The 24,450-nt window shown below is 65.1% G+C and carries 20 protein-coding genes; 11 read left to right on the forward strand and 9 right to left on the reverse strand.

Annotated elements, in window-relative coordinates; all coding sequences use genetic code 11:
* Nucleotide 1: 1 nt before the first annotated feature.
* On the forward strand, nucleotides 2–1,624 hold the full coding sequence (locus IZU87_RS03235; protein WP_249330413.1) for a DHA2 family efflux MFS transporter permease subunit: 1,623 nt from the start codon (nucleotides 2–4) through the stop codon (nucleotides 1,622–1,624).
* A gap of 154 nt (nucleotides 1,625–1,778) precedes the next feature.
* On the opposite strand, the gene IZU87_RS03240 is transcribed toward IZU87_RS03235, so the two are convergent.
* The 4 genes from IZU87_RS03240 to IZU87_RS03255 form a co-directional block, all read right to left on the reverse strand.
* Nucleotides 1,779–3,257, reverse strand: a complete 1,479-nt coding sequence (locus IZU87_RS03240) for a 4Fe-4S binding protein (RefSeq protein WP_213113670.1) — start codon at nucleotides 3,255–3,257, stop codon at nucleotides 1,779–1,781.
* Between the two features lie 41 nt (nucleotides 3,258–3,298).
* Nucleotides 3,299–4,159 (reverse strand): FTR1 family iron permease, encoded by an 861-nt coding sequence (locus tag IZU87_RS03245; protein WP_213113671.1) that lies wholly within the window; start codon nucleotides 4,157–4,159, stop codon nucleotides 3,299–3,301.
* A 76-nt stretch (nucleotides 4,160–4,235) separates the two neighbouring features.
* Nucleotides 4,236–4,586: a cupredoxin domain-containing protein gene (locus tag IZU87_RS03250; protein WP_349305158.1), complete on the reverse strand. Its 351-nt coding sequence runs from the start codon at nucleotides 4,584–4,586 to the stop codon at nucleotides 4,236–4,238.
* Nucleotides 4,587–4,829: 243 nt separating this feature from the next.
* Nucleotides 4,830–5,390 carry an iron transporter gene (locus IZU87_RS03255; RefSeq protein WP_054555234.1) on the reverse strand — a complete coding sequence of 187 codons (561 nt, stop codon included), beginning with the start codon at nucleotides 5,388–5,390 and terminating at the stop codon, nucleotides 4,830–4,832.
* Nucleotides 5,391–5,678: 288 nt separating this feature from the next.
* On the opposite strand from IZU87_RS03255, the gene IZU87_RS03260 reads away from it, so the two are divergent.
* The gene (locus IZU87_RS03260) at nucleotides 5,679–8,018 is read left to right on the forward strand and encodes a tRNA(Met) cytidine acetyltransferase TmcA (protein ID WP_213113672.1); all 2,340 of its coding nucleotides are present in this window, start codon (nucleotides 5,679–5,681) and stop codon (nucleotides 8,016–8,018) included.
* Nucleotides 8,019–8,375: 357 nt separating this feature from the next.
* Nucleotides 8,376–9,842 (forward strand): aminoacyl-histidine dipeptidase, encoded by a 1,467-nt coding sequence (locus tag IZU87_RS03265; RefSeq protein WP_213113673.1) that lies wholly within the window; start codon nucleotides 8,376–8,378, stop codon nucleotides 9,840–9,842.
* Nucleotides 9,843–9,959: 117 nt separating this feature from the next.
* Here the strand turns inward: IZU87_RS03265 and IZU87_RS03270 are convergent, their stop codons facing one another.
* A complete protein-coding gene (locus IZU87_RS03270; protein ID WP_213113674.1) occupies nucleotides 9,960–10,385 on the reverse strand; it encodes a hypothetical protein in 426 nt (141 codons plus the stop codon).
* A 390-nt stretch (nucleotides 10,386–10,775) separates the two neighbouring features.
* Nucleotides 10,776–11,363 (reverse strand): type 1 glutamine amidotransferase domain-containing protein, encoded by a 588-nt coding sequence (locus IZU87_RS03275; RefSeq protein WP_213113675.1) that lies wholly within the window; start codon nucleotides 11,361–11,363, stop codon nucleotides 10,776–10,778.
* Nucleotides 11,364–11,578: 215 nt separating this feature from the next.
* Here IZU87_RS03275 and IZU87_RS03280 point away from each other — a divergent pair, with 215 nt between their 5' ends.
* From IZU87_RS03280 to IZU87_RS03300, 5 genes are all read left to right on the forward strand, one after another.
* Nucleotides 11,579–13,453 (forward strand): DNA recombination protein RmuC, encoded by a 1,875-nt coding sequence (locus IZU87_RS03280; protein WP_249330414.1) that lies wholly within the window; start codon nucleotides 11,579–11,581, stop codon nucleotides 13,451–13,453.
* Between the two features lie 346 nt (nucleotides 13,454–13,799).
* The gene (locus IZU87_RS03285; RefSeq protein WP_043333233.1) at nucleotides 13,800–14,096 is read left to right on the forward strand and encodes a BufA1 family periplasmic bufferin-type metallophore; all 297 of its coding nucleotides are present in this window, start codon (nucleotides 13,800–13,802) and stop codon (nucleotides 14,094–14,096) included.
* Nucleotides 14,097–14,208: 112 nt separating this feature from the next.
* A complete protein-coding gene (bufB, locus tag IZU87_RS03290) occupies nucleotides 14,209–15,135 on the forward strand; it encodes an MNIO family bufferin maturase (RefSeq protein WP_249330415.1) in 927 nt (308 codons plus the stop codon).
* On the forward strand, nucleotides 15,132–15,851 hold the full coding sequence (locus IZU87_RS03295; protein ID WP_213113676.1) for an HvfC/BufC N-terminal domain-containing protein: 720 nt from the start codon (nucleotides 15,132–15,134) through the stop codon (nucleotides 15,849–15,851). The genes bufB and IZU87_RS03295 overlap by 4 nt, the downstream gene beginning before the upstream one ends.
* Nucleotides 15,852–15,928: 77 nt before the next feature.
* Nucleotides 15,929–16,408 (forward strand): DoxX family protein, encoded by a 480-nt coding sequence (locus tag IZU87_RS03300; RefSeq protein WP_213113677.1) that lies wholly within the window; start codon nucleotides 15,929–15,931, stop codon nucleotides 16,406–16,408.
* 134 nt (nucleotides 16,409–16,542) lie between these two features.
* Here IZU87_RS03300 and IZU87_RS03305 read toward each other — a convergent pair whose 3' ends face one another.
* The 3 genes from IZU87_RS03305 to IZU87_RS03315 all read right to left on the reverse strand — a co-directional run bounded on the left by IZU87_RS03305 (nucleotide 16,543) and on the right by IZU87_RS03315 (nucleotide 20,696).
* Nucleotides 16,543–17,655: an App1 family protein phosphatidate phosphatase gene (locus IZU87_RS03305; RefSeq protein ID WP_213113678.1), complete on the reverse strand. Its 1,113-nt coding sequence runs from the start codon at nucleotides 17,653–17,655 to the stop codon at nucleotides 16,543–16,545.
* A gap of 199 nt (nucleotides 17,656–17,854) precedes the next feature.
* A complete protein-coding gene (locus IZU87_RS03310; protein WP_043333228.1) occupies nucleotides 17,855–18,334 on the reverse strand; it encodes a Dps family protein in 480 nt (159 codons plus the stop codon).
* A 364-nt stretch (nucleotides 18,335–18,698) separates the two neighbouring features.
* Nucleotides 18,699–20,696 carry a BCCT family transporter gene (locus tag IZU87_RS03315; protein WP_213113679.1) on the reverse strand — a complete coding sequence of 666 codons (1,998 nt, stop codon included), beginning with the start codon at nucleotides 20,694–20,696 and terminating at the stop codon, nucleotides 18,699–18,701.
* Nucleotides 20,697–21,108: 412 nt separating this feature from the next.
* Between IZU87_RS03315 and IZU87_RS03320 the strand changes: the two genes are divergently transcribed.
* The 3 genes from IZU87_RS03320 (at nucleotide 21,109) to IZU87_RS03330 (ending at nucleotide 24,435) form a co-directional block, all read left to right on the forward strand.
* Nucleotides 21,109–21,732, forward strand: a complete 624-nt coding sequence (locus tag IZU87_RS03320; protein ID WP_213113680.1) for a hypothetical protein — start codon at nucleotides 21,109–21,111, stop codon at nucleotides 21,730–21,732.
* Nucleotides 21,732–22,169, forward strand: coding sequence for a hypothetical protein (locus IZU87_RS03325; RefSeq protein ID WP_043333222.1), 438 nt, complete (start codon nucleotides 21,732–21,734; stop codon nucleotides 22,167–22,169). Before IZU87_RS03320 ends, IZU87_RS03325 begins: the two co-directional genes overlap by 1 nt.
* Nucleotides 22,170–22,308: 139 nt before the next feature.
* Entirely contained in the window at nucleotides 22,309–24,435 is a 2,127-nt protein-coding gene (locus IZU87_RS03330; RefSeq protein ID WP_249330416.1) for a sensor histidine kinase, read from the forward strand.
* Nucleotides 24,436–24,450 lie beyond the last annotated feature (15 nt).

Raw genomic sequence — 24,450 nt, forward strand, 5'->3', positions numbered from 1 at the left:
CATGGTCGAGATGACCCAGTCCTCGGCTCAGCCCCCGAGCCAGCCTCCGACGGGCACCGCCAGTGACATGCCGACGCGCCGCCAGCAGATCGGCTTCGTGGCCGCGGTGTTCGGCATGTTCATGGCGATTCTGGATATCCAGATCGTGTCCAGCTCGCTCAACGAGCTGCAGGCGGGCCTGGCCGCCAGTCAGGACCAGATTTCCTGGGTACAGACCAGCTACCTGATCGCCGAGATCGTGATGATTCCGCTCTCCGGCATGCTGGCGCGCATCTTCTCGACGCGGCTGGTGCTGACCGTCTCGGCGCTGGGCTTCACGCTGGCGAGTCTGGGCTGTGCGCTCTCGACCTCGCTGGAAGCCCTGATCGTGCTGCGTGCGGTCCAGGGCTTCATGGGCGGGGCGATGATTCCGCTGACCCAGGCGGCCAGCTTCTCGATCTTCCCGCGCCGCATGATGGGCAGCATCCAGGCGGTGATCGGCCTGGTGGCGACCATGGCGCCCTCCATCGGGCCGTCCGTCGGCGGCTACATCACCGAATACATGAGCTGGCATTGGCTGTTTCTGGTCAACCTGGTGCCGGGCATCATCGTGGCGACACTGGTGTGGCGCAATCTGGAGATCGACAGCGGCGACCGCGGTCTGCTCAGTCGTCTGGATACGCTGGGCCTGGCGCTGATGGCGGTCTTTCTCGGCAGCCTCGAATTCGTGCTCGAGGAGGGGCCTGGCGATGACTGGTTCGCCAGTTCGCTGATCCTGTTCTGGAGTGTGGTGTGCGCGGTCGCGGCAGTCGGCTTCTTCTGGCGCGTGCTGACGACCAGCAACCCCATCGTCGACCTGCGGGTGTTCAGGGACCGCAACTTCGCGCTGGGGGCGATCATCGGCTTCTGGATCGGCGTGGTGCTCTACGGGCTGGTCTATCTGGTGCCGCTGTTTCTCGGTTCGATTTCCGGCTTCTCCAGCGTGCAGATCGGGCAGGTGATGTTCGTCAGCGGCGTGGTGATGTTCCTGATGGCGCCGGTGGCGGGCAAGCTCTCCGACCGCATCGACCTGCGCCTGATGCTATGCATCGGCCTGGTGCTGACCGGTCTCGGCACCGGCATGAACGTGCACCTGACCTCGGACTCGGGCTTCGATGACTTCTTCTGGCCGCAGGTGATCCGCGGCGCGGGCCAGATCATGGTGCTGCTGTCGGTCTCCCGGCTGGCGATGGGACGTCTGGCGCCCCATGAGATAGGCAACGGCAGTGGCCTGTTCAACGTGATGCGCAACCTGGGCGGCGCGGTGGGGCTGGCGCTGATCGACACCATCCGCGAGCTGCGTGAGGACTATCACTGGAACCAGATGATCGGGGCCATCGACCAGAGCCGCCAGGTGGTGATCGATCAGCTGGCAAGCTATCAGTCGACCTTCGCGGGGCTGGCTGATCCGTGGCAGGCCGGTGTGCAGATGATCGCCCAGCGCATCAGCATCCAGGCCGAGGTGCTGGCCTTCGACAATATCTTCCTGTGGCTGGGCGCGGTCTATGTGCTCGGCAGCGTGGCGGCCTTCCTGTTCCGTCGCCCGCAAGACCCGGCCAGCAAGGCGGATGCCAGCGAAAGTGCCGAACAGAGCCCAGCGCACTGATGGCGCCTTGAAGGCTCCTTGATCGTAGTTTGAGAAAACGCCGCATGTCGCTGAAAGACAAAGACCCGCCAATCGGCGGGTCTTTGTCTTTCAAGCCTTGGTGTGTCAGGTCTTGAGCCTCTGATCAGTCAGCCAGCATCCAGCCAGCAGGGCGTCACCAGCCCCAGAACATCAGATACCAGACGCCCAGTGCGGGCAGGCAGGCCAGCGCGACACTCGCGGTACCGATCAGCCGTGCAGCGTTGCCGGCGAGCAGGCCGCCGTTGCGCTGCTCACCGGTAATGCGCCAGGCCAGCCGCAGCCCCCACAGGCAGGCCAGTGCCAGCAGGGTGGCGCGCAGATCATTGGCCCAGGTGAGATTGATGCCATCACCGCGCAGCAGCGTCATGGTGGTGGCGGAGAGGCCGAGAAACACGCCCAGCCCGCCCAGCGGAATCAGGCTCAGCGAGAGGTGCCACAGACGTGACAGCGTCGCCTTGCCACCCATCAGCCAGTTACCCAGCAGCAGCGGCAGGCTGGTGAGTGCGCCCAGCAGGCCGCCACCGACCACGATCCACAGCGTGATCAGGCTGCCATCGAGCAGGTTGAAGACATCGTTGTGCTCGGGGTAGTTGGTCAGAATCCAGGTCGGCAGGGTGGTGGTCAGTGGCCACATCAGGTCGTGATCGATCAGCCAGAAGGCCAGCTGCTGCTTGAGGGTGACGAACCACGGGCTGGCGCTCCAGCTGAAGGCGCCGATGGCGATGCCGAGCAGGCCGAACACCAGCACCGAGTAGTGGGTAAAGCGCACCGGCTGCGGCGGCTCGACCAGCTCTACCCCCGGCGCACGCCACTCCAGCTGCATCGCGTCCTTGTAGCCGCTGCAGCGTCCGCAGACATGGCAGTCACCGGCGCTGTCGAGCTGCTTGAGCGGAATCAGCGGCGCGCAGTCAGGAGCGTGCATGCGCACGGCGTTGCCCTGACGGACAGCCTGGTTGTGGGCGTTCCAGCGGGCCTGGTCGGTACGGAAGTGGGTCGGTGACAGGCGCGCCAGCAGATTGAAGACGCCATTCACCGGACACAGCTGACGGCACCAGACGCGCGTGCCCTTGCCGTAGATCAGCCCGACGATGATCGCGGCCACCGTCGAGCCTCCCAGTACCACCAGTGCGCCCAGCGGGTACTGATAGACGCTGGCCAGCTGGCCATAGAGCGTGGTGCCGAGGAAGGCCACGAAGGGCCAGCCGCCCCAGCGCATCCAGCCGGGAATCGGGCGACCCAGGCCGATGCGGCTGGCGGCTTCGGTCAGGGTGCCTTCGGGGCAGAAGACACCGCACCACACCCGCCCCATCAGCACCATGCTGATCAGCACGAAGGGCCACCACAGCCCCCAGAACACGAACTCGGCGAACACCGTCAGATTGGTGAGGATATGCGCCTGGTAATCCGGCAGCGGCAACATGGCCGGCACCACCAGCAGAAAGGCATAGACGCCGACCACCAGCCATTGCACCAGCTGGATCAGACCACGCCGCTGCTGCATCGCCTGTCCGAAGCGCGCGATGCGCGTGGCCTGACGGCCAGGCGAGGTGCCGCCATCACTGGCGATGAGGTTGGCGATGTCGCCGTGGGGGCTGGAGCCGCAATTGGCCATGACTATCGTTTCTCCTGACTGGCAGATCGCGTGAACAAGACTCAGCTGCGCGCGCGGGCAGTGAGCTGACGGCGCTGCTCCACGCGCTCCTTCTTGCGCTGACGCTTCATGAGGCTTGCGACGATGACCCAGTAGCCGAGATAGCCGACCACCATCGTCGTGGCAGGCCAGGCACGATAGCCGGCAAAGGTCGCCAGCAGCCCGCCGAGGCCGCTGCCATCATCGAGCAGCCAGCTGGAATCCCACAGCGGGTCGAGGCCCGCCGGCAGATAGCCGAGGCCGATCAGCTGTTCGAGGCCCGACATCAGCAGTGACGCCGCCAGCAGCAACAGCAGGATTTCGGTCACGCGGAAGAATAGCTTCCACGAGAACAGGCGTGAACCGAGCTGCAGCGCCATGAAGGTCGCCACCGCGAGGGCGAAGCCGAGGCCTGCGGCGAGCGCGAAGCTGGCGATGCCGCCGGACTGCAGGCTGGCGGCGCCCATGCCATAGAGGAAGACGACGGTTTCCGCGCCTTCGCGTGCCACGGCGATGGCGACCAGCGTCGCCACGCCCCAGTAGCTGCCGGAGGAGACGGCGCTGGCCAGGCCGCTCTCGAGTTCTGCCTTGAGCGTGCGGCCCTTGGTGCGCATCCACAGCACCATCTGGGTGATCAACAGGCAGGCGGTCAGTACCAGTACGGCCTGGAAGACCTCCTGCGCGGTGCCGGTCAGCCAGGTGTTGGCGCCCATCAGCGCTGCCCCCATCAGGCCGGCCAGCACCAGACCGGCGACGACCCCGCCCCACAGGTAGCGCAGGCCCGCGCGGGTGCCGGACTGCACCAGCCAGGCGTGCATGATGCCGATGACGAGAATGGCTTCGACGCTTTCACGCCAGACGATAAACAGGATCTGATCAAACATGCGGACTCTCTTCTACTGACGTTCGGTGCGCGCCATCGATGACGGAAAAGGCGTCATTGGCACAGGGTGGCCGAGCTTATTCGGCGACGACCTTGCCACGCGCGTCCGGCAGGTGGAAATCATCGAAGAAGTCATAGCTGCCCGCGCGCAGCGGATGGATGACGACGAACGACTTAACGCCCGGTGCCAGCACCTTCTCCTTGCGCAGGGAGTTGCTCTCGAATTCGGCCGGCGTATTGCCCGCGTTGTGCAGCTGGATGACGAATTTCTCGCCGGCCTTCACCTCAAGGACCTCAGGGATGAGCTTGCCGTTGTCGAGGGTCAGGTCGTAGGACGGCATGTCGCTGGAGGCCGCCGGCCGAGGCAGCAGGGCCACGAGCAAAAGGGCCACGAGCAACATGGCGAGCGCGGGCAGCAGGGCGCTCACTCGACAGGGCAGGCGAGATGGCAAGTGAGAGGGCAAGAGGGAGGGCAAGAGAGAGGTCAGGCGCATGGGACACTTCGGACGATGAGGGAAAGCGCACACTGACACCAGCGCAAGGCGCTGGTGGTAGAGCGACCAATGGCCGCGAGTGCAGGTCAGCACAGGCGGCCATCGAAGGAGCAAGCGGCAATGGCCGCCTCACGGGATGCAGACATTCAGGGGCATGCAGAAAGGGCAGAGCAGCGCTCAGTAGCCGCCTTTCTTGCCGACGCCGGCATAGACGAAGTCGTAGTCGGTGGTGATGGTCTGCGGCCACTCGGCGACGCCGGTTTCCTTGTCGATATGACGCGGCATGTCCGGATGCTGGATCTCGAAGGTCAGGTGGTACTTGCCCGGGCCATCCAGTTTGACGTTCTTGCCGTAGTGGGTGCCGTCATTGGCGATCATCGGCACCAGCTCGCCTTCGATCGGCGCCTCGCCACCCTGCCTGGTCAGGGTGTAGTGAATGCCGAGATAGGGAATCCAGTCGCCCGGCGCGAAGCCGTTGTCGTTTTCCATCAGCGCGTGGATATCGGCTTCCAGGTGAATATCGGCCTGATTGGCAGGCAGCTTGCCGGCCGGGGCCATCACCACCGGCTGCAGGTAGACCGCAGCGATTTCCATGCCGCCTTCCTTGACCGGCGTGCCGATCGGGTATTCGAGTGCCGAGGCCTGACCCGCCACGAATGTTGCCGCCAGGCTCAGGGCGAGCAGGCAAGGCTTGAGCGCGCGGGGCAGAGCAGTGGTGAGGGAGTGACGCTGTGGCATCGGGGGGACTCGCAATGATGGGAAGTGGAGCTTCATTATCCCGATAAGCCTAAATATAACCATTCTCATCCCTGCGCCGCTTGCGTTGCTCATCTTGCAACGGGGCGTTGTATGAGTATGAGCTTCTTCTCAAGTAAGCACGAGATTCTTCACAAGTAACAGGGGCGGGTGGCAGGCCTGGCGGCAGCGCCGAGCAGGTCGCGGTTTTCTCACGACTACTTTACGGCTGCCTCACGACTTTCTCGCGCCATCTGGTCTGGCGCGCTGCCATGCGGCATGCTGCGCGACATGACGACTCCTCCTTCAGATTCTCCTTCTCGCATTGATCTGCCTGCCCTCGAGGCGTGGTGCCGAACGCTGCATCAACATCTGCTCGCGCGGCGTCAGCGTGCCTGCCTGTGGATCAGCGGCGATGACCCCACTGGCGCCGCGCAGGCGATCTGCGAGCGGTGGCCAGCGCGTGAGCCTGCTCCGCTGTGGCTGGGCACAGGTGAAGCCTTGTCGACGCCGGGCGCGATGCCCGTGCGTGCGCTGGCGTTGGCCAAGGCCGCCACTCAGCTGGGCGGTGAGCAGTCACTGGTCATCTTCGATGCAGCGCAGCCGGCGACTGGCTTCGACCCCGATGCCTTCGGCGCCGTGGCCGGCACCCTGAAGGCGGGGGGGCTGTTGGTGCTGATGACGCCTGCCGCCTGGGCCGCGGCAGACCCTGCGCCAGTGCCGGATGGCGATCACGCGCGTCTGGCTCACTGGCCCTTCGAGCGGCAGCAGCTGACGGCACGCTATCTGGCGCGGCTGGCGCGGCTGGCGCGGCGCCTCTCATCGCATGCCAGTGTGCTGCACTGGCCACAGGGTGGACACTTGCCTGCGCCATCGCTGGATGGCGGCGATCAAGCAGCGCGAGCAGACGCCATCGCCGACAGCGATTGCCTGACGCAGGACCAGGCCGCCAGCGTGGCTGCGCTGGAGGCACTGGCGCCTACGCGACCCGTGGTGATCAGTGCCGATCGCGGACGTGGCAAGAGTGGCGCGCTGGGCATCGCGGCGGCGCGCTGTCTGGCGGCGGGGGAGGATGTCTGGCTGACGGCGCCACGCCCTGCGGCGGTCAGCGCGATCTTCGAACGCCTGGCGGCCCTGCTGCCCCGGGGACAGCGCGAGGGCAATGTCTTTCGCTTGCCGGCTGGACAGGCGGAGGGCGACACGGCTTCCGGCAGCGAACTGCGCTTTCTGGCGCCGGATGCCATCGAGGCGGCTCGCCTCGCCTGCCACGATGAGGTGCTGCCGCGGCTGTTCGTCGATGAAGCCGCGGCCATCCCCACGCCATTGCTGAAAGGCTATCTGGCGCATTTCCCGCGCATCGCCTTCGCCACCACCGTGCATGGCTATGAAGGCACCGGTCGCGGCTTTCAGTTGCGGTTTCGCCATCACCTCGAGCGCCAGTGTCCCGGCTGGCAGGCGCTGGAGATGACGACGCCCGTGCGCTGGGCGTCCGGCGACCCGCTGGAAGCATTGACCGATGACCTGCTGCTGCTCTCGGCGCAGCCGCCTGAGCTGCCTGAGCCATGCGCGAAGAATGCTCAGCAGTGGCTGGAGGGCTGCGACATTGTCGTACTGGAGCGTGATGCATTGGCGCGTGATGAGGCGGCGTTGCGGCAGCTGTTCGGCCTGCTGGTGCAGGCGCATTACCGCACCACACCGGCGGACCTGCGCCAGCTGCTCGACACGCCGGGGCTCACGCTGATGGCGATTCGTCAGCGTGATGCCACGACAGGGCGTGATGCTTGGTTGGGGGTGGTGGCCGCCGTCGAGGAGGGCGGCTTCCCGACGCCTCTGGCGCATGACATCTGGTGCGGCAAGCGGCGTCCGCGCGGGCATCTGCTGGCACAGTCGCTGGCGGCGCATGCAGGCCACCAGGGCGCCGCCGAAGCCCGCTGGTGGCGGGTGCTGCGCATCGCGGTGCATCCCGCTTTATGGCGGCGTGGTCAGGGCGCGCGCTTGCTCAAGGCGCTGGAGCAGCAGGCGCTGGCGGCAGGCGTCACGCGGCTCGGCACCAGCTTCGGGGCCGAGGCCGATCTGGTCGCCTTCTGGCTGGCGCAGGGTTTCGTGCCGCTGCGCATGGGCCTCAAGCGCGATGCCGCCAGTGGCGAGCACGCAGTGATGATGGGCAAGGCTATCGGCGAAAGCGGGAGTGGCGAATCTGCGCCGCGCGGGCAGTTGGCGCAGGATGCCTTGCTCGGCGCGCTGCAGCAGGACTTCCAGCGCCTGCTGCCCAGCCTGCTCACGCATGAGCTGCACGGCTTGCCGCCCGGCTTGGCCGACAGGCTGAGGCAGCGGGGAAGTGAAACTGACCTGGCCATGCTGACGCCAGCCGCATGCGCGCAGCGACTGGACTGGTATCGCCGTGGTGGCGGGGGGCTGGCGCTGGTGCGGCCGTGGCTCGAGACAGTACTCGAATCCTGTGAGCCTGCACGACTCGATGAGGCGTCACGTCACGGATTGGTGCTGGCGCTGGGCGGACAGGATGCGCCTGCCTTCATCAGCTGGGCCGAGGGGCAGGGCATCGTGGGCCGCAAGGCGCGCGATCGCTGGTGCCGAGCGGCCACCGGGCGCTTGATCGAACAGAGCGAATGACAAGGCCGTCTGACAAGCTCATCTGACATGAGCATCGGTCAAGCCTGTCTGACAAGAGCAGAGCGGCCGGGCGTGGCTCAGAGGCCCGGAATGCCGATCGGGCCGGGCATGTCAGGAATCGGCGAGCAGCCACTCAGCATCAGCAGGCCAGCAGTGGCGGAGATGGCGGTCAGCAGCAGTAGTCGACGAGGCATAAAAGGCTCCGATGAAGGTGGGGAATGGCATGCAGCTGTCAGCAGGGTCGTGATTGTCATCCTTGCATATTCGAAGTCACTGATCGATAGGTGTCGACAACCACTAGCCACGCCCGTCCGCTGTTCCGTATGCTCATTGATGACAAGAACAGGAATCTTCGCCATGAATGAGCATATCGATACGTTGGACCCCGCCATCCTCTGGCGTCATTTCCGCACTCTGTGCAATATCCCGCGCCCGTCCGGGCATGAAGCCGCGCTGGTGGCCTATCTGATCGACTGGGCCGAAGCGCGTGGTCTCGCCCATGATCGCGACGCTTTCGGCAACCTGCGCCTGCGCAAGCCCGCCACCCCCGGCCACGAGAGCGCAGCGGGCATCGTGCTGCAGGGCCATCTCGACATGGTCGCCCAGGCGGCCAGCGACAGTGATCACGACTTCACGCGTGATTCCCTCGATACCTATCTGGAAGACGGCTGGCTCAAGGCGCGCGGCACCACTCTGGGGGCCGACAACGGTCTCGGCGTCGCGGCGGCGCTGGCCGTTCTCGAAGACGACAGCCTCGTGCACGGCCCGCTGGAAGCGCTGTTCACCCTCGAGGAGGAAACCTCGATGGGCGGCGCGCTGAATCTGGCCGAGAACTGGCTGGAAGGGCGCTACCTGCTCAATCTGGATTCGGAAGACCGCGGTCAGGTCTATATCGGCTGTGCCGGTGGCGCGGACATCAATGTCGCCCACGAGTTTGCCACTTCCTCTCTGAAGGATGCCGAAGCGGAGCTGGAGCTGACCATCGGCGGCCTGGTCGGTGGCCATTCCGGGCTCGATATCCATCGTGGGCGCGGCAATGCCAATCGCCTGATGTCACGCGCGCTGGTCGCGCTGGCCGAGTTCAAGCCGCGTCTGGTCAGCTGGTCTGGCGGTACGCTGCGCAATGCCTTGCCGCGTGAGGCCACGGTCGGCGTGGTGATCTATGACGAGCGCGTCGCCGCCGCGCGCCAGCGCCTCGCGGACTTCGAGGCCCAGATTCGCGATGAGCTGCGCGAGACGGACCCGGATGTCTCGCTCAGCGTGACCCGCGGCAACGCCGAGAACGCGCTGTCCGTCGAGGACACCCAGCGGCTGGTCGCGGTGCTGGATGCCGCGCCCTACGGGGTCGAGCGCATGAGCGCGGCGGTGGAAGGCGTGGTGGAAACCTCCAACAACCTCGGCGTGGTGCAGCTGCGCGAGGGGCGCTTCCATCTCTGCGCGCTGGTGCGTTCGCTGCGCGATGATGCCGTGACCATGATGGAGCAACGCATTCGTGGGCTCTTTGCGCTGATCGGCGCGACCACCACGGCCGAGAATGCCTATCCGGGCTGGCAGCCGGCGCCGGATGCGCAGCTGCTGGCGCGCTTCTGCAGCCTGCACGAGCGCGTCACCGGCCGTGCGCCGGAGATCAAGGTCATCCATGCCGGGCTCGAGTGCGGCATTCTGGGGGCCAAGTATCCCCAGCTCGAGATGATCTCCTTCGGACCGCTGATTCGCGGTGCCCACTCGCCCAGCGAGCGGGTCGAGGTCGAGTCGGTCGGTGAATTCTGGCAGGTGCTCAAGGGCCTGATCACGAAACTTGCCGAGCCTGCCAAGGCCGCTTGATCAACTCTCAGGCAAGACTCGTCACGTAGACGAACGACGCCCCCGCAGGTCAGCCTGCGGGGGCGTCGTCATCTCTGGGCATCAGGCGCTGGCGTGGCCTGATGAGAGTGCGCAAGCTCAGTTGATATTGATGCGGATCGCCGGAATGCCGATGCTCACGCCGTTATGGTAGCGGCGTATGCCATGCCGACCGGAGTCATGGTTCTGGTAGTAGTACGGGCGGTAGCGGTCGTGCTCAAGACGCCCATGCTGATGGTAGCGGCGCTTGGGGACGTGGCGGCGGATGTCATGACGAGAGTGCTGGCGCGAGTGATGGCGCTCCACGCGCGGCTCGTCGAACATCCTGAGGTGGCGGCGCTTGATCGCCTCGTGGCGACTGTGCGGCGTGCTGTGGCGCTCGCCGTGCTGGCCCTGCGCGCGATGGCGATCATCCGCGGCGACCAGCGTCGGCGTGGCGAGCATCAGCGTCAGTCCCAGAAGTAAGGAGGGCAGCAGGGAAGTCAGCGGAGAGTGAAGGGCTGTGGTCAAGGTAGAGATATGCATGGGGCGGTCTCCCGTATGGTCGGTCAGTCACCCAAGAGGATCCTTGTCGTCAGAATATCGTGTCGCAGCGCCTTTTACGAAAGGCGTTCGCTAATGTCTCCGTGCGTCGCTTGTCGTGTTGTTGTGGAGCTGAGTTGTCCAGATTGCGTTGCCTGTGGCGTAAGTGGTTGCTCGCAATGAGGTTCTGGGATGCACGGCTGCAGAGTGGCCAACGATCCTCGGAGATGAGGGGTTCAGCCAGTGCTGCGAGGACACTTCACTTCTGCCGCCAAGGCACCGGATTGCGCCCTTGAGGCAACGAAAACGCCCCTGCCGAAGTGGCAGGGGCGTCTGTCTGTTCAAGCTTCAGAGCTTGCGGCTATCTAGCTTGCGGCTCTCTGGCTTGCGGCCTCAGGCGTGCTGATGCTGGTGCTTGCCTTCGGCCAGTTCCTCAAGCAGCTTGGCGTTGAACGCATCAAGGTCTGCTGGCTTGCGGCTGGTGACCAGCGCGCTGTCACACACCACTTCGCTGTCCTGCCACTCGGCACCGGCGTTCTTCAGGTCCTGTGCGACGGAAGGGAAGGAGGTCATCTGACGGCCTTCGACGACGCCGGCATCGATCAGGATCCACGGCGCGTGACAGATGGCGGCGACCGGCTTGTGGGCCTGGAAGAAGCTGCGCACGAAGCTCAGTGCGCTCTCGTCCTGACGCAGGGTGTCCGGATTGAACAGGCCACCCGGTAGCACCAGGCCGTGATAGTCGTGTTCGCTGGCATCGCTGAGCGGGGTGTCGATCTGGTACTTCTCGCCCCAGTCGGTTTCGGCCCAGGCGCGAATGCCGTCTTTCTCCGGCGAGACGATGTCTACCTCGACGCCCGCCTCCTGCAGTGCGGCGCGTGGCACCGCGAGCTCGGATTCCTCGAAGCCATGGGTCGCGAGAATGGCCACGCGCTTACCTTGCAGTTGTTGACGTGTCTGCTGATCGGTCTGCTGTGTCATGCGAATCTCCTTTCCGTGCTTCGGCTCTTGCGAGCGTGCTGGGCAGAGAAGGGGAGAATTCTGCTCTCGGCGTGCGTCACTCACCGTGGTGAGCATCGCTCGATGATGGCAGGCAATTCCCGTCCTTTCGTGCCCTGACACTCAAGACATGGATGCGCGATACTGACTTTCAAGGGGGCAACCCCGCTGCGTTTTCACAGGCCATGGAGTGCCCGATGTCGCTGCTTTCTGAATCTTCCGCCGTGATGTGGTTGCTGGTCGGCGTGCTGTTGATGCTGTCGTTGGCCCTGGGGCTGGGCTGGCGACGAAGCCGCGAGCAGCTCCATGCGCTGCAGGAAAGCAGTGAGGAGGAGCAGCAGTCGATGCAGCAAGCGTGGCAGGCCTCGCTGGACGAGTCGCGTGAGCGCCAGCAACAGGCCGAGCAGCGGGCGGCCTTGATCGAGCAACGTGCCGCACTGGATGGGCAGCAGGCGGAGCAGCAGCAACGCTACCTGAGCCAGTCGCTGGAGGAGGCGCGCCAGGCGCGTGATGCGCTGACGGAGCAGCTCGCCACGCTGCGCGAATCGCTGCAGGGGCGCCTGGATGAACAGTCACGCGCCCTGAGTGAGCAGCAGACGCTGGCACGCAGCCTGACCCGCCAGCAGGAAGTGCTGGAGGCGCAGCTGCTGGAGCGTGAAGAGCGTCTCGAGACACTGAGCGAGCGCTACGCCGAGCTGCGCGAGACACATGCCTCGCTGGTGACGCGCCAGCGTCAGGAGGCCAGCCATCACGAGCAGCAGCTGGCATTGCTCAACGACTCGCGCGAGCGCCTGAGTCAGGAATTCGAGCAGCTGGCGGGCAAGGTGTTCGAGGAGCGCCAGCAACGCTTCACCGCCGCCAGTGGCGCCCAGCTCGAGCAGCTGCTCAAGCCGTTTCGTGAGCAGGTCGGCGACTTCCGTCAACGCCTCGAGCAGCTGCATGGCGAGGAGGTACGTGAGCGCACCAGCCTCAAGAGTCAGCTCGACCAGCTGGCGGGGCTCAATCGCCAGATCACCGAGGAGGCGGCCAACCTGTCGCGGGCGCTCAAGGGCGACAGCAAGATGCAGGGCAACTGGGGCGAGATGATTCTGGAGACCGTGCTGGAGCGCTCCGGTCTGCGTGATGGCATCGAGTTCAAGCGCGAGGTGTCGTTCACCGGCGAGGGCGGACGCCAGCGTCCGGATGCCATCGTCTACCTGCCGGACAACAAGCACCTGATCATCGATGCCAAGGTCTCGCTGACCGCCTACACCGAGTACGTCAACGCCGAGGACGACGTGACGCGAGCACGCGCGCTGCGTGCGCATCTGACCTCGGTGCGTGGCCATGTCACCGGGCTGGCGCGGCGCAACTATCCCGCCATCGAGGGGCTGGGCTCGCCGGACTTCGTGTTCCTGTTCCTGCCGATGGAGCCGGCCTTCGCGCTGGCCTTCGAACACGATGACAGCCTGTTCCAGGACGCCTTCACCCAGGGCGTGGTGATGGTGACGCCGACCACCTTGCTGGCCAGTCTGCGCACCGTGGCGAGTCTGTGGAGCCTGGAGCGTCAGAACGACAATGCGCGCGTGATCGGTGAACGCGCGGGAGCGCTGCTCGACAAGTTCCGTGGCCTCGCCGAATCCCTCGAGGAGCTGGGCACTCAGCTGGGACGCACGCGCGAGGCACATGATACCGCCATGAAGCGGCTGGCCAGCGGGCGCGGCAACCTGATCAGCCGTGCCGAGGAGCTGCTGGAACTCGGCGCGCGCATGAAGAAGCCACTGCCGGAAGCGCTGGTGCGCCAGTCGCGCGACACCCTGCATCAACCCGAGCAGGCGCTGGATCAGCATCCGGCATCCGCGCCGCCGACGCTTGATCGCCAGCCCGCGCCCGAACAGCCTGCCAGTGAAGAAGCGCCTGCCATTGAAGAAGCGGCGGCCAGTGAAGGCCAGGATGTCGCCGGAGCGCCGGGTGCCGAAGTACCGGATGCCGAGGCACCGGGTGCCGAAGCACTGGACACCGAGGCAGGGCAGGCGCCTGCGTCGCTCTCGCGTTGGGAGCTCATGGAGCGCAAGTGGCAGGGCGATAGCTGATCGGCCTCATCGCCTGCAGCACTCCAGGCAGCCGTTGCGACTGAGGTTACAACAGACGTTGCGACATGCCCTCAGACAGCAGATGACAGTCGACGCCAGCGGCCCCTATATGGGGCCGCTGGCGTTTGCATGGCGAGGTCAACGCAAGCGCGGGGTATCGTTTCCGCATGCGATGAGGGGAGTGCGGTCAGCGCGATATTGTCGAGTCGCGGCAAGAATTTCGATCTTTTCTGCATCCATCTCCCCAAGCCCCCCGTAAGTTGGATTGAGCCCGCAGCGCAGGGGCGAAAGTGATAGATAAATAACGTTTGGCTCATTAAAGAGCATTTTCTCAGGAGATGTGCCCATGTCTACCAAGACGAACAAGTCCGCCAAGACCGCTTTTGCCCTGGCCTCCGCACTCGGAACCGCTGTCGCTCTGTCTACCGCTGTCGTCTCCCTCCCGGCCCACGCGGCGGGCATGGAAAAGTGCTACGGCGTGTCGCTGGCCGGTGAGAATGACTGCGCCGCTGGCCCGGGCACTTCGTGTGCCGGGACTTCCACCGTCGATTATCAGGGCAATGCCTGGAAGCTGGTTCCGGAAGGCACCTGCACCTCCATCGAGACGCCGAATGGCACCGGCAGCCTGGAAGAGATCAAGTAAGCATCACGCCTCGGGGCTGGCTCGGGCTTTCCCGAGCGCCCCCCCCCGAACTTGACGTCCGGTGGCCTGGCGCCACGCCGCCACCGGATGTTCGCCGCCTCGAGAGGTCTTCATGCACCAGCCATCCCCTTCCTCCGGCAGTCCGGATTTCGGTACGGCCTATCCGTCCCTCGACGAGATGGCCGTCGGCATCAGCCTCAAGGCGCAGCATGTGCGTGAGCTGATGTCGTCGCGCCCGGCGCTGGGGTTTCTCGAGATTCATGCCGAGAACTACATGGGCGCCGGCGGGGCACCCCATGCCCGGCTGGATGCGCTGCAGGAGTACCCGCTCTCGATTCATGGTGTCGGCCTGTCGCTGGCATCGGAGCGCCCGCTGGATGCCATGCATCTGGCGCGCCTCAGAACGCTCTGCGAGCGTCATCCGCCCACCAGCGTATCAGAACACCTGGCCTGGGCCGGCCATAGCGGCCACTTCTACAACGACCTGCTGCCGGTACCGCTGACGGACGCGATGCTGGCACGGGTCAGCGATAACCTGATGCAGTTGCAGGACACCCTGGGCCGTCAGGTATTGATCGAGAATCCCGCCCACTATCTGCGTTTCGATGCGCGCGAGCTGGGGGCGGAACTGATTCCCGAGACGCATTTCCTCACTCGCCTGGTCGAGCGCAGTGGCTGCGGACTGTTGATCGACGTCAACAATGTCTTCGTCTCGGCGCACAACATCGGGATCGATCCTGCGGCCTGGCTGGAGTCCATTCCGGGCCACGCCGTCGGGGAGATCCATCTGGCGGGGCATGGCGAGGACTCGCGTGAAGGCCTGCTGATCGACAACCATGGCGCGCCGGTCTGCGATGAGGTCTGGGCGCTGTATGCCGACTTCATCAATCGCATCGGGCCGCGTCCGACGCTGATTGAGTGGGATACCCAGGTGCCGGCGCTGGAGGTATTGCTGGGGCAGACCACGCGCGCTCAGGCGTTGCTGCACAGCACACGGGCGCAGCAGCTGACGCGCTCCGGTATGGAGGGCGACCGATGACCTCTCTCGAGCGGCATGCCAGCGCTGAGCGCCAGCCCGACTGGCAGCGCGCCTTCATCGAGGCACTCACCCAGCCCGATGCCGCGCTTCTGGGTATCGAGGCAGGCCATCAGCAGCGCCTCGATGTCTATCGCAACAATGTCTGGGCCAGCCTGATCAGTGCGCAGGAAGAGGCGTATCCGGTGACCCGTCAGGTGGTGGGCGAGCGCTTCTTTGCGGCCCTGGCCCACGATCATTCCCGCCAGCATCTGCCGCGCTCACCGCTGATGATGGAGTACGGGGCCGGGCTTGCCGAGACCCTGCACGCGACCCTGACCACACTGGTCGAGACGCGTCAGGTGTCGGTCGCTCAGCTGCCGTTCTATGCGGTGGACCTGGCCCGCTTCGAGGCCGCTCGCCTGGTGGCCTATCACGCGGCGGACGCCGAAGCCCTGGTGCCGACTCAGCTGGCGGGACTGCCGCCTGAGGCGGTGATGGAACTCAGGTTCTCGGCGCACCCCGCGGCTTGTCTGCTGCACCTGGAGCATGCGGTGCTCGAGATCTGGCAGCGCCATCAGCATGCCGACGCGACGCTTGAAGGTCTGGCTACCGCGCGCCCGGAGCGGATCTTGATCACACGCCCGGCGCTGGAGGTGCAGGTCACGGTGCTGTGCGAGGCCGCTGCCTTGTTGCTCGAACTGCTGCTGGCAAGTGGTGTCTTTCGCGCGCCGACCTGATCCTGCCTGGTTCTTTTCTGCTTGGCTCTTTCTGTTTGACCCTTCGCGCCCTGGCGCACCCTTGAGGAGGCCTCATCATGAGCCTTGAATCATCAACGACGCCTGCGGTTCGTACCGGTGTGGCGGGGCAGGTCCTGAAAGTGTTCGTCTGGCTGGAAAACCTGCGCATGGATGCGCTGTTGATCCTGATGCGCATCATCGTCGGCGCGGTATTCTTCATGTCGGCGCAGACCAAGGTCGACGGCTTCTCGATCAAGGAGAGCACCTTCTTTCTGTTCGAGCATGAATACGCCCTGCCGCTGGTCTCGCCGATACTGGCCGCCTGGCTGGCGACCATCGCCGAGCACCTGTTCCCGCTGATGCTGTGGTTGGGGCTGGGGACGCGCTTCGCGGCGCTGGGGCTGGGGCTGGCCCTCATGACGCTGACCATCCAGCTGTTCGTCTATCCCCAGGCCTGGGTCACTCATGGTCTGTGGTTGTCCAGCCTGCTGGTGCTGGTATTGCAGGGCCCGGGACGGCTGTCGCTCGATCAGCTGATTCGCTCACGCATCGCCTGAGGCCGTCATTCGGCAGAGCCGTTCGGTGAGGCTCATATCAGTCGCGCACAACGCAAGACGGAGACCCTGGGGTCTCCGTCTTGCGTTGTAGTACCGCGATAGTGCCGCTATCTATCCGCTGGCTAGCGAGGCGCTCAGGCCGGCTCGTCGGCGAGTTGATGCTCGATCTCGGCACGTACCATCTCGACGCTGGCGGCATCAATGTAGCCGTTGGCATGCGCGTGGTGCGCCATGTCGAGGCTGTCGGTGCTCAACAGCATCACGCAGCCGAGCGCGGCCAGCTCCTCGCCGAGCCGGTCCAGCTCGGCCTTGCGCGAGTCCGAATCGCCTATCTGGCGAATGTAGATCGCGCAGATGCGGCCGGGATAACGGCGCACGACCTCGGCGTAGACTTCCGGGTCATGCTGGCCGCTGTCGCCGATGAGCAGGAACTGCATCTCGTCATACAGGCCGAGCATCTTCTCGATCAGCGCCTGCTTGTGGTCTTCGGAGCGTCTGGGCAGTGGGCGTTGCAGGGTCAGACCCCACTCGCGCAGGAACAGGATCGGCCCGACCGGAATGCGGTTGTGCTGGAAGAAGACCTCCAGCATCTCGTAGATGCTCCACGGGCCACGCGATACATAGAGCAGCGGGCGCTGTTGCTGGCCGTCATCACCCTCATGCAGCGCCTGATAGAGCGCGGCCACGCCGGGGAAGGCGGTGCGCCGCTCGGCGGACTCGATGAACAGGCGGTAAAGCATCTTGAGCTTGTTGGCGACACCGGTGTACATCACGGTGTCGTCGATATCGCTGATCACCCCGAGGCGTGTACTGATGGGCGGTAGATAGACCTGCGCCTCACCCTCCACCGGAGGCTGCTTCGGCGGACACGCGGTGATGCGGGCGGTATGCCATTGGCCCTGGTGCTCCAGCGGCTCATCGAGCGGCAGATGCACGCTGAAGTAGCCATCGCGGTCGGTGATGGCGGTGGTGCGGTTGTCCCCCAGCGCGACCTCTACCTCGACGCCGCTCTTGCCCCAGCGCAGCATGCGGCGACCGACATCCATCAGGTCGCGCCCGGCGCCGGGAGCCAGCTGACTGCGTGAGCCGGGCTGGCGGAAGATGCGCCCCATCAGAAAGGCTTCGCTGTGCGAGCCGTAGCCACGATAGGCGTGAATGACGTAGCCATCCTTGCTCTGGGCGTGGCGCATGGGCTTGGCAGCCACATGCAGCAGCTTGCGTAGCAGACGTGTCAGCGGCAGTGACATGCAACCCTCCTGGTCGGTATCTGGCGGGCCTTCATGGCCACATGACAACGCCGCCTTTCGAGTCCCGCGTGTGCAGGGTCGAAAGGCGGCGTTCACACTGCGCGAATGCCTCGCGGCCCAGTGTCAGTCAAGTACAGCGTCAGGCAGCAGCATCAAAGATCCGCGCTGCCATGCCCTGGCACTGCATTGGCTTGAGCGCTTACTCGCCCAGGTAGGCGGACAGCATCCACACGGTCTTTTCCTGCTCGCGGATGTAGTCACCGACCAGTGAAGCGGTACCTTCATCATCGGCGTCAGACGCGACGGACATGATCTCGCGCTGCAGTTCGATCAGGGACTTGTAACCGGTCAGCAGGCCCTTGACGCAAGCCGTGCCGTCGCTGACGTGGGTGTCTTCCTTGATGGTGGCGACGCGCGCGTAGTCACTGTAGGCGTGCAGCGGCTCGTGACCCAGGGTCAGGATACGCTCGGCGATCTCGTCGACCTTGGTCAGCAGGTCGGTGTAGGTTTCCTCGAACTTCACGTGCAGCTCGAAGAACTGGTTGCCCTTCACGTTCCAGTGGTAGCCACGGGCATTCATGTAGAAGGTCTGGTAGTTGGCCAGCAGGATGTTGAGGTGCTCGGCCAGCTGAGTGGCGCTGGCAGTGTGCAGGCCGATGGCATTGGTATCGTTGGACATGAAGACTCTCCTGAAAAATGTGAAGTGAACGGCATTGTGGGGAAAGTGGAGATGCAGGTGGCGAGCCGTGCTGCCAGTATGCCACCAGTGTAGAGGCTGGGCGGGATGCAGGGTAACGAATTCACTGTATCGCCCTCATCGGCCACCCCTATCGTCGCCGGCGCACCACCCTCAAGCCGTAGATGAATGCCTGGTAGGAGATGTGGTGCGCGCACGCGGTTTTCAAGGTCGCACACGGATATTGCAGCCAATGTCGTCGGCTCGGACATGCTGATTTCGGCCACATACGCAAAGGCCCCGCACGGGGCGGGGCCTTTGCGACAGCCATGTCATCAGCTGTCATCACTTTTGCAACGCTCAGGCGTCAGTTGCGCGCCATGTGCAGGAAGTGCATGTGCTTCTCGTACTGGTCCAGCACGTCGCCGATCACCTGCTCCTTGGTGTAACCCATGACGTCATAGGTCTGGCCACCTTCACGCAGGAAGACCTCGGCGCGGTAATGACGCTCCACATCGCTGGTGCCCTTGCGCTTGACGTTGCGCAGCGCGAAGGCCGGTGCTGCGTATTCGCGCACCCGCACACCGTAGACGAAGTCGACTTCCTCGCCGTGGCTGACCTGCAGATAGCTGCGGTCTTCCTCGTCATTGACGCGAGTATCCAGGCCCTGGGCCTCGAATTCCTTCGCGACATCCGCCAGTGCCGGCGTGACGGTGTTGATCAGGTACTGCTCGACGTTCTTCTGACGCGGCGTCTCGACCAGGGTCTGGACGCGCTTCTGCCAGCTGCGTGCGCCACCGGCGGTGTGGCCCGGCGTGTTGCTCAGGTGCTGCATGGAGCGTTGCTTGACGCCCTCGAGACGCAGTGCCTTGAGCAGACCATAGCAGACGAACATCAGGATGATCGCGAACGGCAGGGCAGAGGCCAGCGAAGCGGTCTGCAGCGCGCCCAGACCACCTGCCATCAGCAGCGCCACGGCGACGAAACCTTCGGAGAAGGCCCAGAAGACACGCTGCCAGACCGGAGATTCGTCACCTTCCTTGGAGGTCAGCATATCGATGACCAGCGAGCCGGAATCCGAGGAAGTGACGAAGAAGGTCACGACCAGCAGGGTGGCCAGCATGGAGGTGATGCTACCGAACGGGAACAGCTCCAGGAACTTGAACAGTGCCACGGATGCATCGGCGGAGACCGCTTCTGCCAGGTTGCCCGCGGTATCGGTCAGCAGCATGTGCAGGGCGCTGTCGCCGAAGAAGGTCAGCCACAGGAAGGTGAAGCCCATCGGTACGAACAGCACGCCGTAGACGAATTCACGGATGGTGCGGCCACGCGAGACGCGTGCGATGAACATGCCCACGAACGGGGACCACGCGATCCACCAGCCCCAGTAGAACAGGGTCCAGCCACCCAGCCACTTGGACGGGCCATCTTCGGGGATATAGGCGAACATGTTGAAGGTCTTGTCGACCACTTCGCTGAGGTAGCCACCGATGTTCTGGATCAGCGTCTGCAGCAGGAAGATGGTCGGGCCCACGCACAGCACGAACAGCATCAGCGCCAGTGCCAGGCCAAGGTTCAGCTCGGAGAGACGACGGATGCCGCCGTCCAGACCCATGACCACGGAAACGGTCGCCAGACAGGTGATGATGGCGATCAGGATGATCTGGGTGGTCAGGTCGTTGTCGATATCGAACAGATAATGCAGGCCGGAGCTGACCTGCAGCACGCCCAGACCCAGCGAGGTCGCGACCCCGAACATGGTGCCGAAGACGGCGAAGATATCGACGGCATGGCCGATCGGGCCATGGATGCGCTTGCCGATCAGCGGATACAGCGCAGAGCTGATGCGCAGCGGCAGGTTGTGGCGGAAGCTGAAGTAGGCCAGCGCCAGCGCCACCACGGCATAGACGCCCCAGGCGTGGATGCCCCAGTGGAAGAAGGTGGTCTTCATGGCTTCACGGGCGGCCTCGACGGTGCCGGCATCGCCGACCGGAGGCGCAGTGAAGTGGAAGACAGGCTCGGCGACGCCGTAGAACATCAGGCCGATGCCCATGCCCGCGGAGAACAGCATCGCGAACCAGGAGCCGTAGCTGAAATCAGGCTCGGAATGGTCTGGCCCCAGCTTGATGTCGCCATAGCTCGAGAAGGCGAGACCCAGCGTGAAGATCACGAACACGCCCATGGCCAGCAGGTAGAACCAGCCGACGGTGTCGATGATCCAGGTCTGGACATGACCGAAGGCGGTCTGCGCGGTATCCGGCATGGCGACCGTAAAGATCACGAACGCCAGAATCACCACGGCGGAGCCGAAGAAGACTGGCGGATTGATCTTGGCGACCGCGGGCTGGTCGGCATTTTCTGACATAAATTTCTCTCCCTGATTGCCTATTCGTCGATAATGGTAACTTATTGAACCTGTAGCGTCGTGAGTTGTCCGCGCGATATCGTTTCCATATGTAACCAGTGTTGCGCGCGCTGACCGGCGGTTTGCGCGCCGAGCGAGCGGTCCTGGCAGTGCTGGCGTTGCGTGATCATCGTGCGGGATGGCAATGGCGGTGCGGCCTTGTCGCCCATTGTCGGGGGCTGGATACGGTAGGCGCTGGCATGGCTGGGCGCTAAGATGAGGCTTGCTGCATCCAGGGTATTCCGCTGTCTCGATACCATAATTATGCAGAAATCCTACAAGACTTATGTGTCAGTCTAGTGCCTCTGGCGTGTCTCATGGTGTGAAAATCGTGATGCCGCGCCGGCTCAAGTGGCTGACCGGAGACGTTCGCATGCTCCATCGACTTCCCGAATTTCCCGCACGGCCGAGCGTGGCTGATACGTCAGCGCGCTCGCGCCTGCCGCGCATGACACTGCTCGCAGTGGGGCTGGTGCTGCTGAGCGGCTGCTCGGCCCTGTCCGGCAAGGACCCGCTGGCCGCGAATGACAGCGCTGGCCTGCCCGAAGCCTGCATCTTCCCGCGTGAGGGCGATGCCAATCAGTGGTTGCGTGCCGCGGCGCAGGTCGTCGAGGCCCGTGGCTACAAGATCCGCGAGAGCGAACAGGCGCTGGGCGTGGTGACGGGTGAGCGCAAGGTGGACCAGCCTGGCCTGGGCGCGATCGATGGGCCCTTCGGCTCGCGCATCGGCTTCTCGGTGGGCTATGGCGTCGCGGCGGGCAATGATTTCGGCGTGGGCGTCGGCAATGACACCTTCCGCGATGACCCGATCAGCTTCGAGCGCATCTCGCTGGTCGCGCCGGATGAGCGCGTGCGCGTGATCCGCGATGAGCAGGTCATCAATCAGGGCGGCTACGTCATCGATGCCCGTCCTCACAATGACAGCGACAGCTGCCGCCAGATCGAGCGTCAGCTGCAGGCCGCGCTGGCGGGTCGTGATCCACGGGAGGTTCGCTGATGAACATGCGCAAGGCATCTCCACGCTCGCTGTGGCAACGTCTGGGGCTCGCGACGCTGCTCGCCGGCCTGCTGGTACTGGGTGGCTGCATGAATCAGCCGACCCATGCGCCGGACTCGCGCACCGCAGTGATCGCCCCCAACAGCGGCACCCTGACTTCCCAGCAGGTCTTCGTCACCCTGCTGACGACGCTGGCGGAGCGTGGCTTCATCATCGAGCGCGCAGACCCGGACCTCGAGCGCCTCGATGCCAGCTACGCTGCCCGGCCGCCGCTGGCGCTGGAAGCCTGGGTGAGCGAGGTCAACGGCCAGATTCGTCTCAGCGTGAGCGGTGACAGCAATGGTGCCGATATCGCGCCGGGCCGCCTCGACAACCTGCTGGTGGAGGTCGCCGTGGCTCTGGATGCGCGCACCGTGCCGGTGATCGGCGCGCCGTGACCGCCCCGCGCATGCCAACCCCACGCATGACAACCCCACGAGGCGGCCCTCGGCGTCGCCTCTCTGGCCTTGTCCACCACTTTGCAGGTGGGCAGTGCCGGAGCCCGGGCGAGCCCGCGCTCGCGCGGTGTGATGGCCCATGACACTGAGTGCGCTGCGCCGTCGGCGTCTGGCCTGGTTGGCGCTCTCGGCCAGTCTGCTGGCCGGGCTGATGGCCTTGTTTGCTCTCTGGCACTGGGAGCTGGCGCGTGGTGAGCGTGATGCCCGCCAGCACGCCGCGACTCGCCTGAATTTCTACGCCAGCACGCTGAATGCCGAGTTGTCGCGCTTCCAATGGCTGCCGGAATTGCTGGCGCGCCAGGCCCGTGTGCGTATCGCCCTTGGCGAGCCGGGCGCCTCGTCTGCGGCAACGCCGCCTGTTATCCCCTCAGACGAACGCGACGCCGCCAGTGCCGCCGCTCCCCTCGGTTCGAACAGTGATCTCAATCAGCATCTGCGGCGTGTCGCGCGTGCCTCCGGCGCGGCGGCCATCTTCCTGACCGACCGCGACGGCATGACCGTGGCCGCGAGCAACTTCGATGAGCCAGACAGCTTCGTCGGCTATCGCTACGACTACCGCCCCTACTTCATCGATGCCCTGGCGCGCGGGCGCGGTGAATTCTTCGCCGTCGGCAATACCACCGGGCGCCCTGGCTATTTCGTCTCGGCGCCGGTGCTGGGGGCCGAGGGTCAGCCGCTGGGCGTCATGGTGGTCAAGGTCTCGCTGGAAGCGCTGGAGGATACCTGGCGCCAGGCGGGGGAGACGGTGCTGCTCGCCGATGCCAATCGCATCGTCCTGCTGGCCTCGCGGCGTAACTGGAAGTATCGCGCGCTGGAGGCGATCGAGCCGCAGGCACTGGACAGCATTCGGGCACAGCAGCAGTTTCGCGGGGCGCCGCTGACACCGCTGTCGCGGGAGCTGGAGGACGGCAGCCTGGTGCTGGGCGACAACCACGAACTGGCGGCGTCGGAGATCGCGCGGCTGCCGACGGCGGCGATGGGCCAGCGCTATCTGGATGAGTCGCTGGCCAGCGGGCCGCTGGGCTGGCAGCTGCATTTTCTGATGCCGCTGCGGCCACTCTATATCCAGGCGCGCAATGTGGTGCTGGTCGGGCTCGCCGTGATTCTGGGGCTGGCGATGATGGCGCTGTGGATGCGCGAGCGTCAGGCGCGCCTGGGGCTGATTCGGCGTGAAGCGGTGATGATGCGCGAGATCAACGAGCGTCTCGAGGAGCGGGTCGCCCAGCGCTCGCGCGAACTCGAGGCCACGCGTGACGAGCTGGTGCAGGCCGGCAAGCTGGCCGCGCTGGGCACTATGGCGGCCGGTATCGCCCATGAGCTCAATCAGCCGCTGGTCGGCATTCGCACCTACGCCGCCAGCGGCGGCAAACTGCTGGCGCGGGGCATCGCCTCCGCCGCTACGCGCCCCGAGCTGACCGCGCGTGCCGCCGAATCCGCCGCCAGCAACTTCACGCGCATCAGTGAGCTGTCCGAGCGTCTGGCCGACATGATTCGCCAGCTGCGCGTCTTCGTGCGTCCGGCCAGTCAGCAGGCGCCCGTCGCCCTGGCGCTGGCGCCGCGCATCGACTTCGCTCTGGAACTGCTCGCCGAGCGAGTCACCGCCCTCGACTTGACGGTGGAGCAGGACCGGCTGCCCCGAGACATCATCGTGATGGGCGAACAGGTGCGTCTCGAGCAGTTGCTGACCAACCTGATCCGCAATGCGCTCGATGCGCTGGAGGGGGAGCAGAAAGCGCAGCAGACCGATCAGCAGGCCGATCAGCAGAGCGATGCGCCGGACGACGAGCGCGCGGCCCCGCGACTGCGCCTCAGTTGGCAGGCCTGGCCGGCAGTGGCCAGCCTTGAGGGGCAGCCGGGCGGATGTCTGCGCATCGAGGACAACGGCCCCGGCATCGACCCTGCGCTGCGTGCCACGCTGTTTGATCCTTTCACCACCACGCGTGAGGTCGGCGAGGGCATGGGGATGGGGCTGTTTCTGAGTTATGGCCTGGCGCGTGATCTCGGTGGCCAGCTGCGTCTGGCCGATGGCGCTTCTGTGTCTGAACCGGCCGAGGGCTCCTCGCTGGCTGAGGGCTCCTCACTGGCTGAGGGCTCTGCGCTGGGCGGCGCCTGCTTCGAATTGTGGCTACGCACGCCGGCGTCGGAGGCAATGCATGCAGCCGACGGCATCGAACAACAAGGCAGCGGGCAGCAATCCGTGACATGACGGGGTATACGCACG

Origin of the sequence: Cobetia sp. MC34 (assembly GCF_018340035.1) — a bacterium.
Classification (GTDB): Bacteria; Pseudomonadota; Gammaproteobacteria; order Pseudomonadales; family Halomonadaceae; genus Cobetia; species Cobetia amphilecti.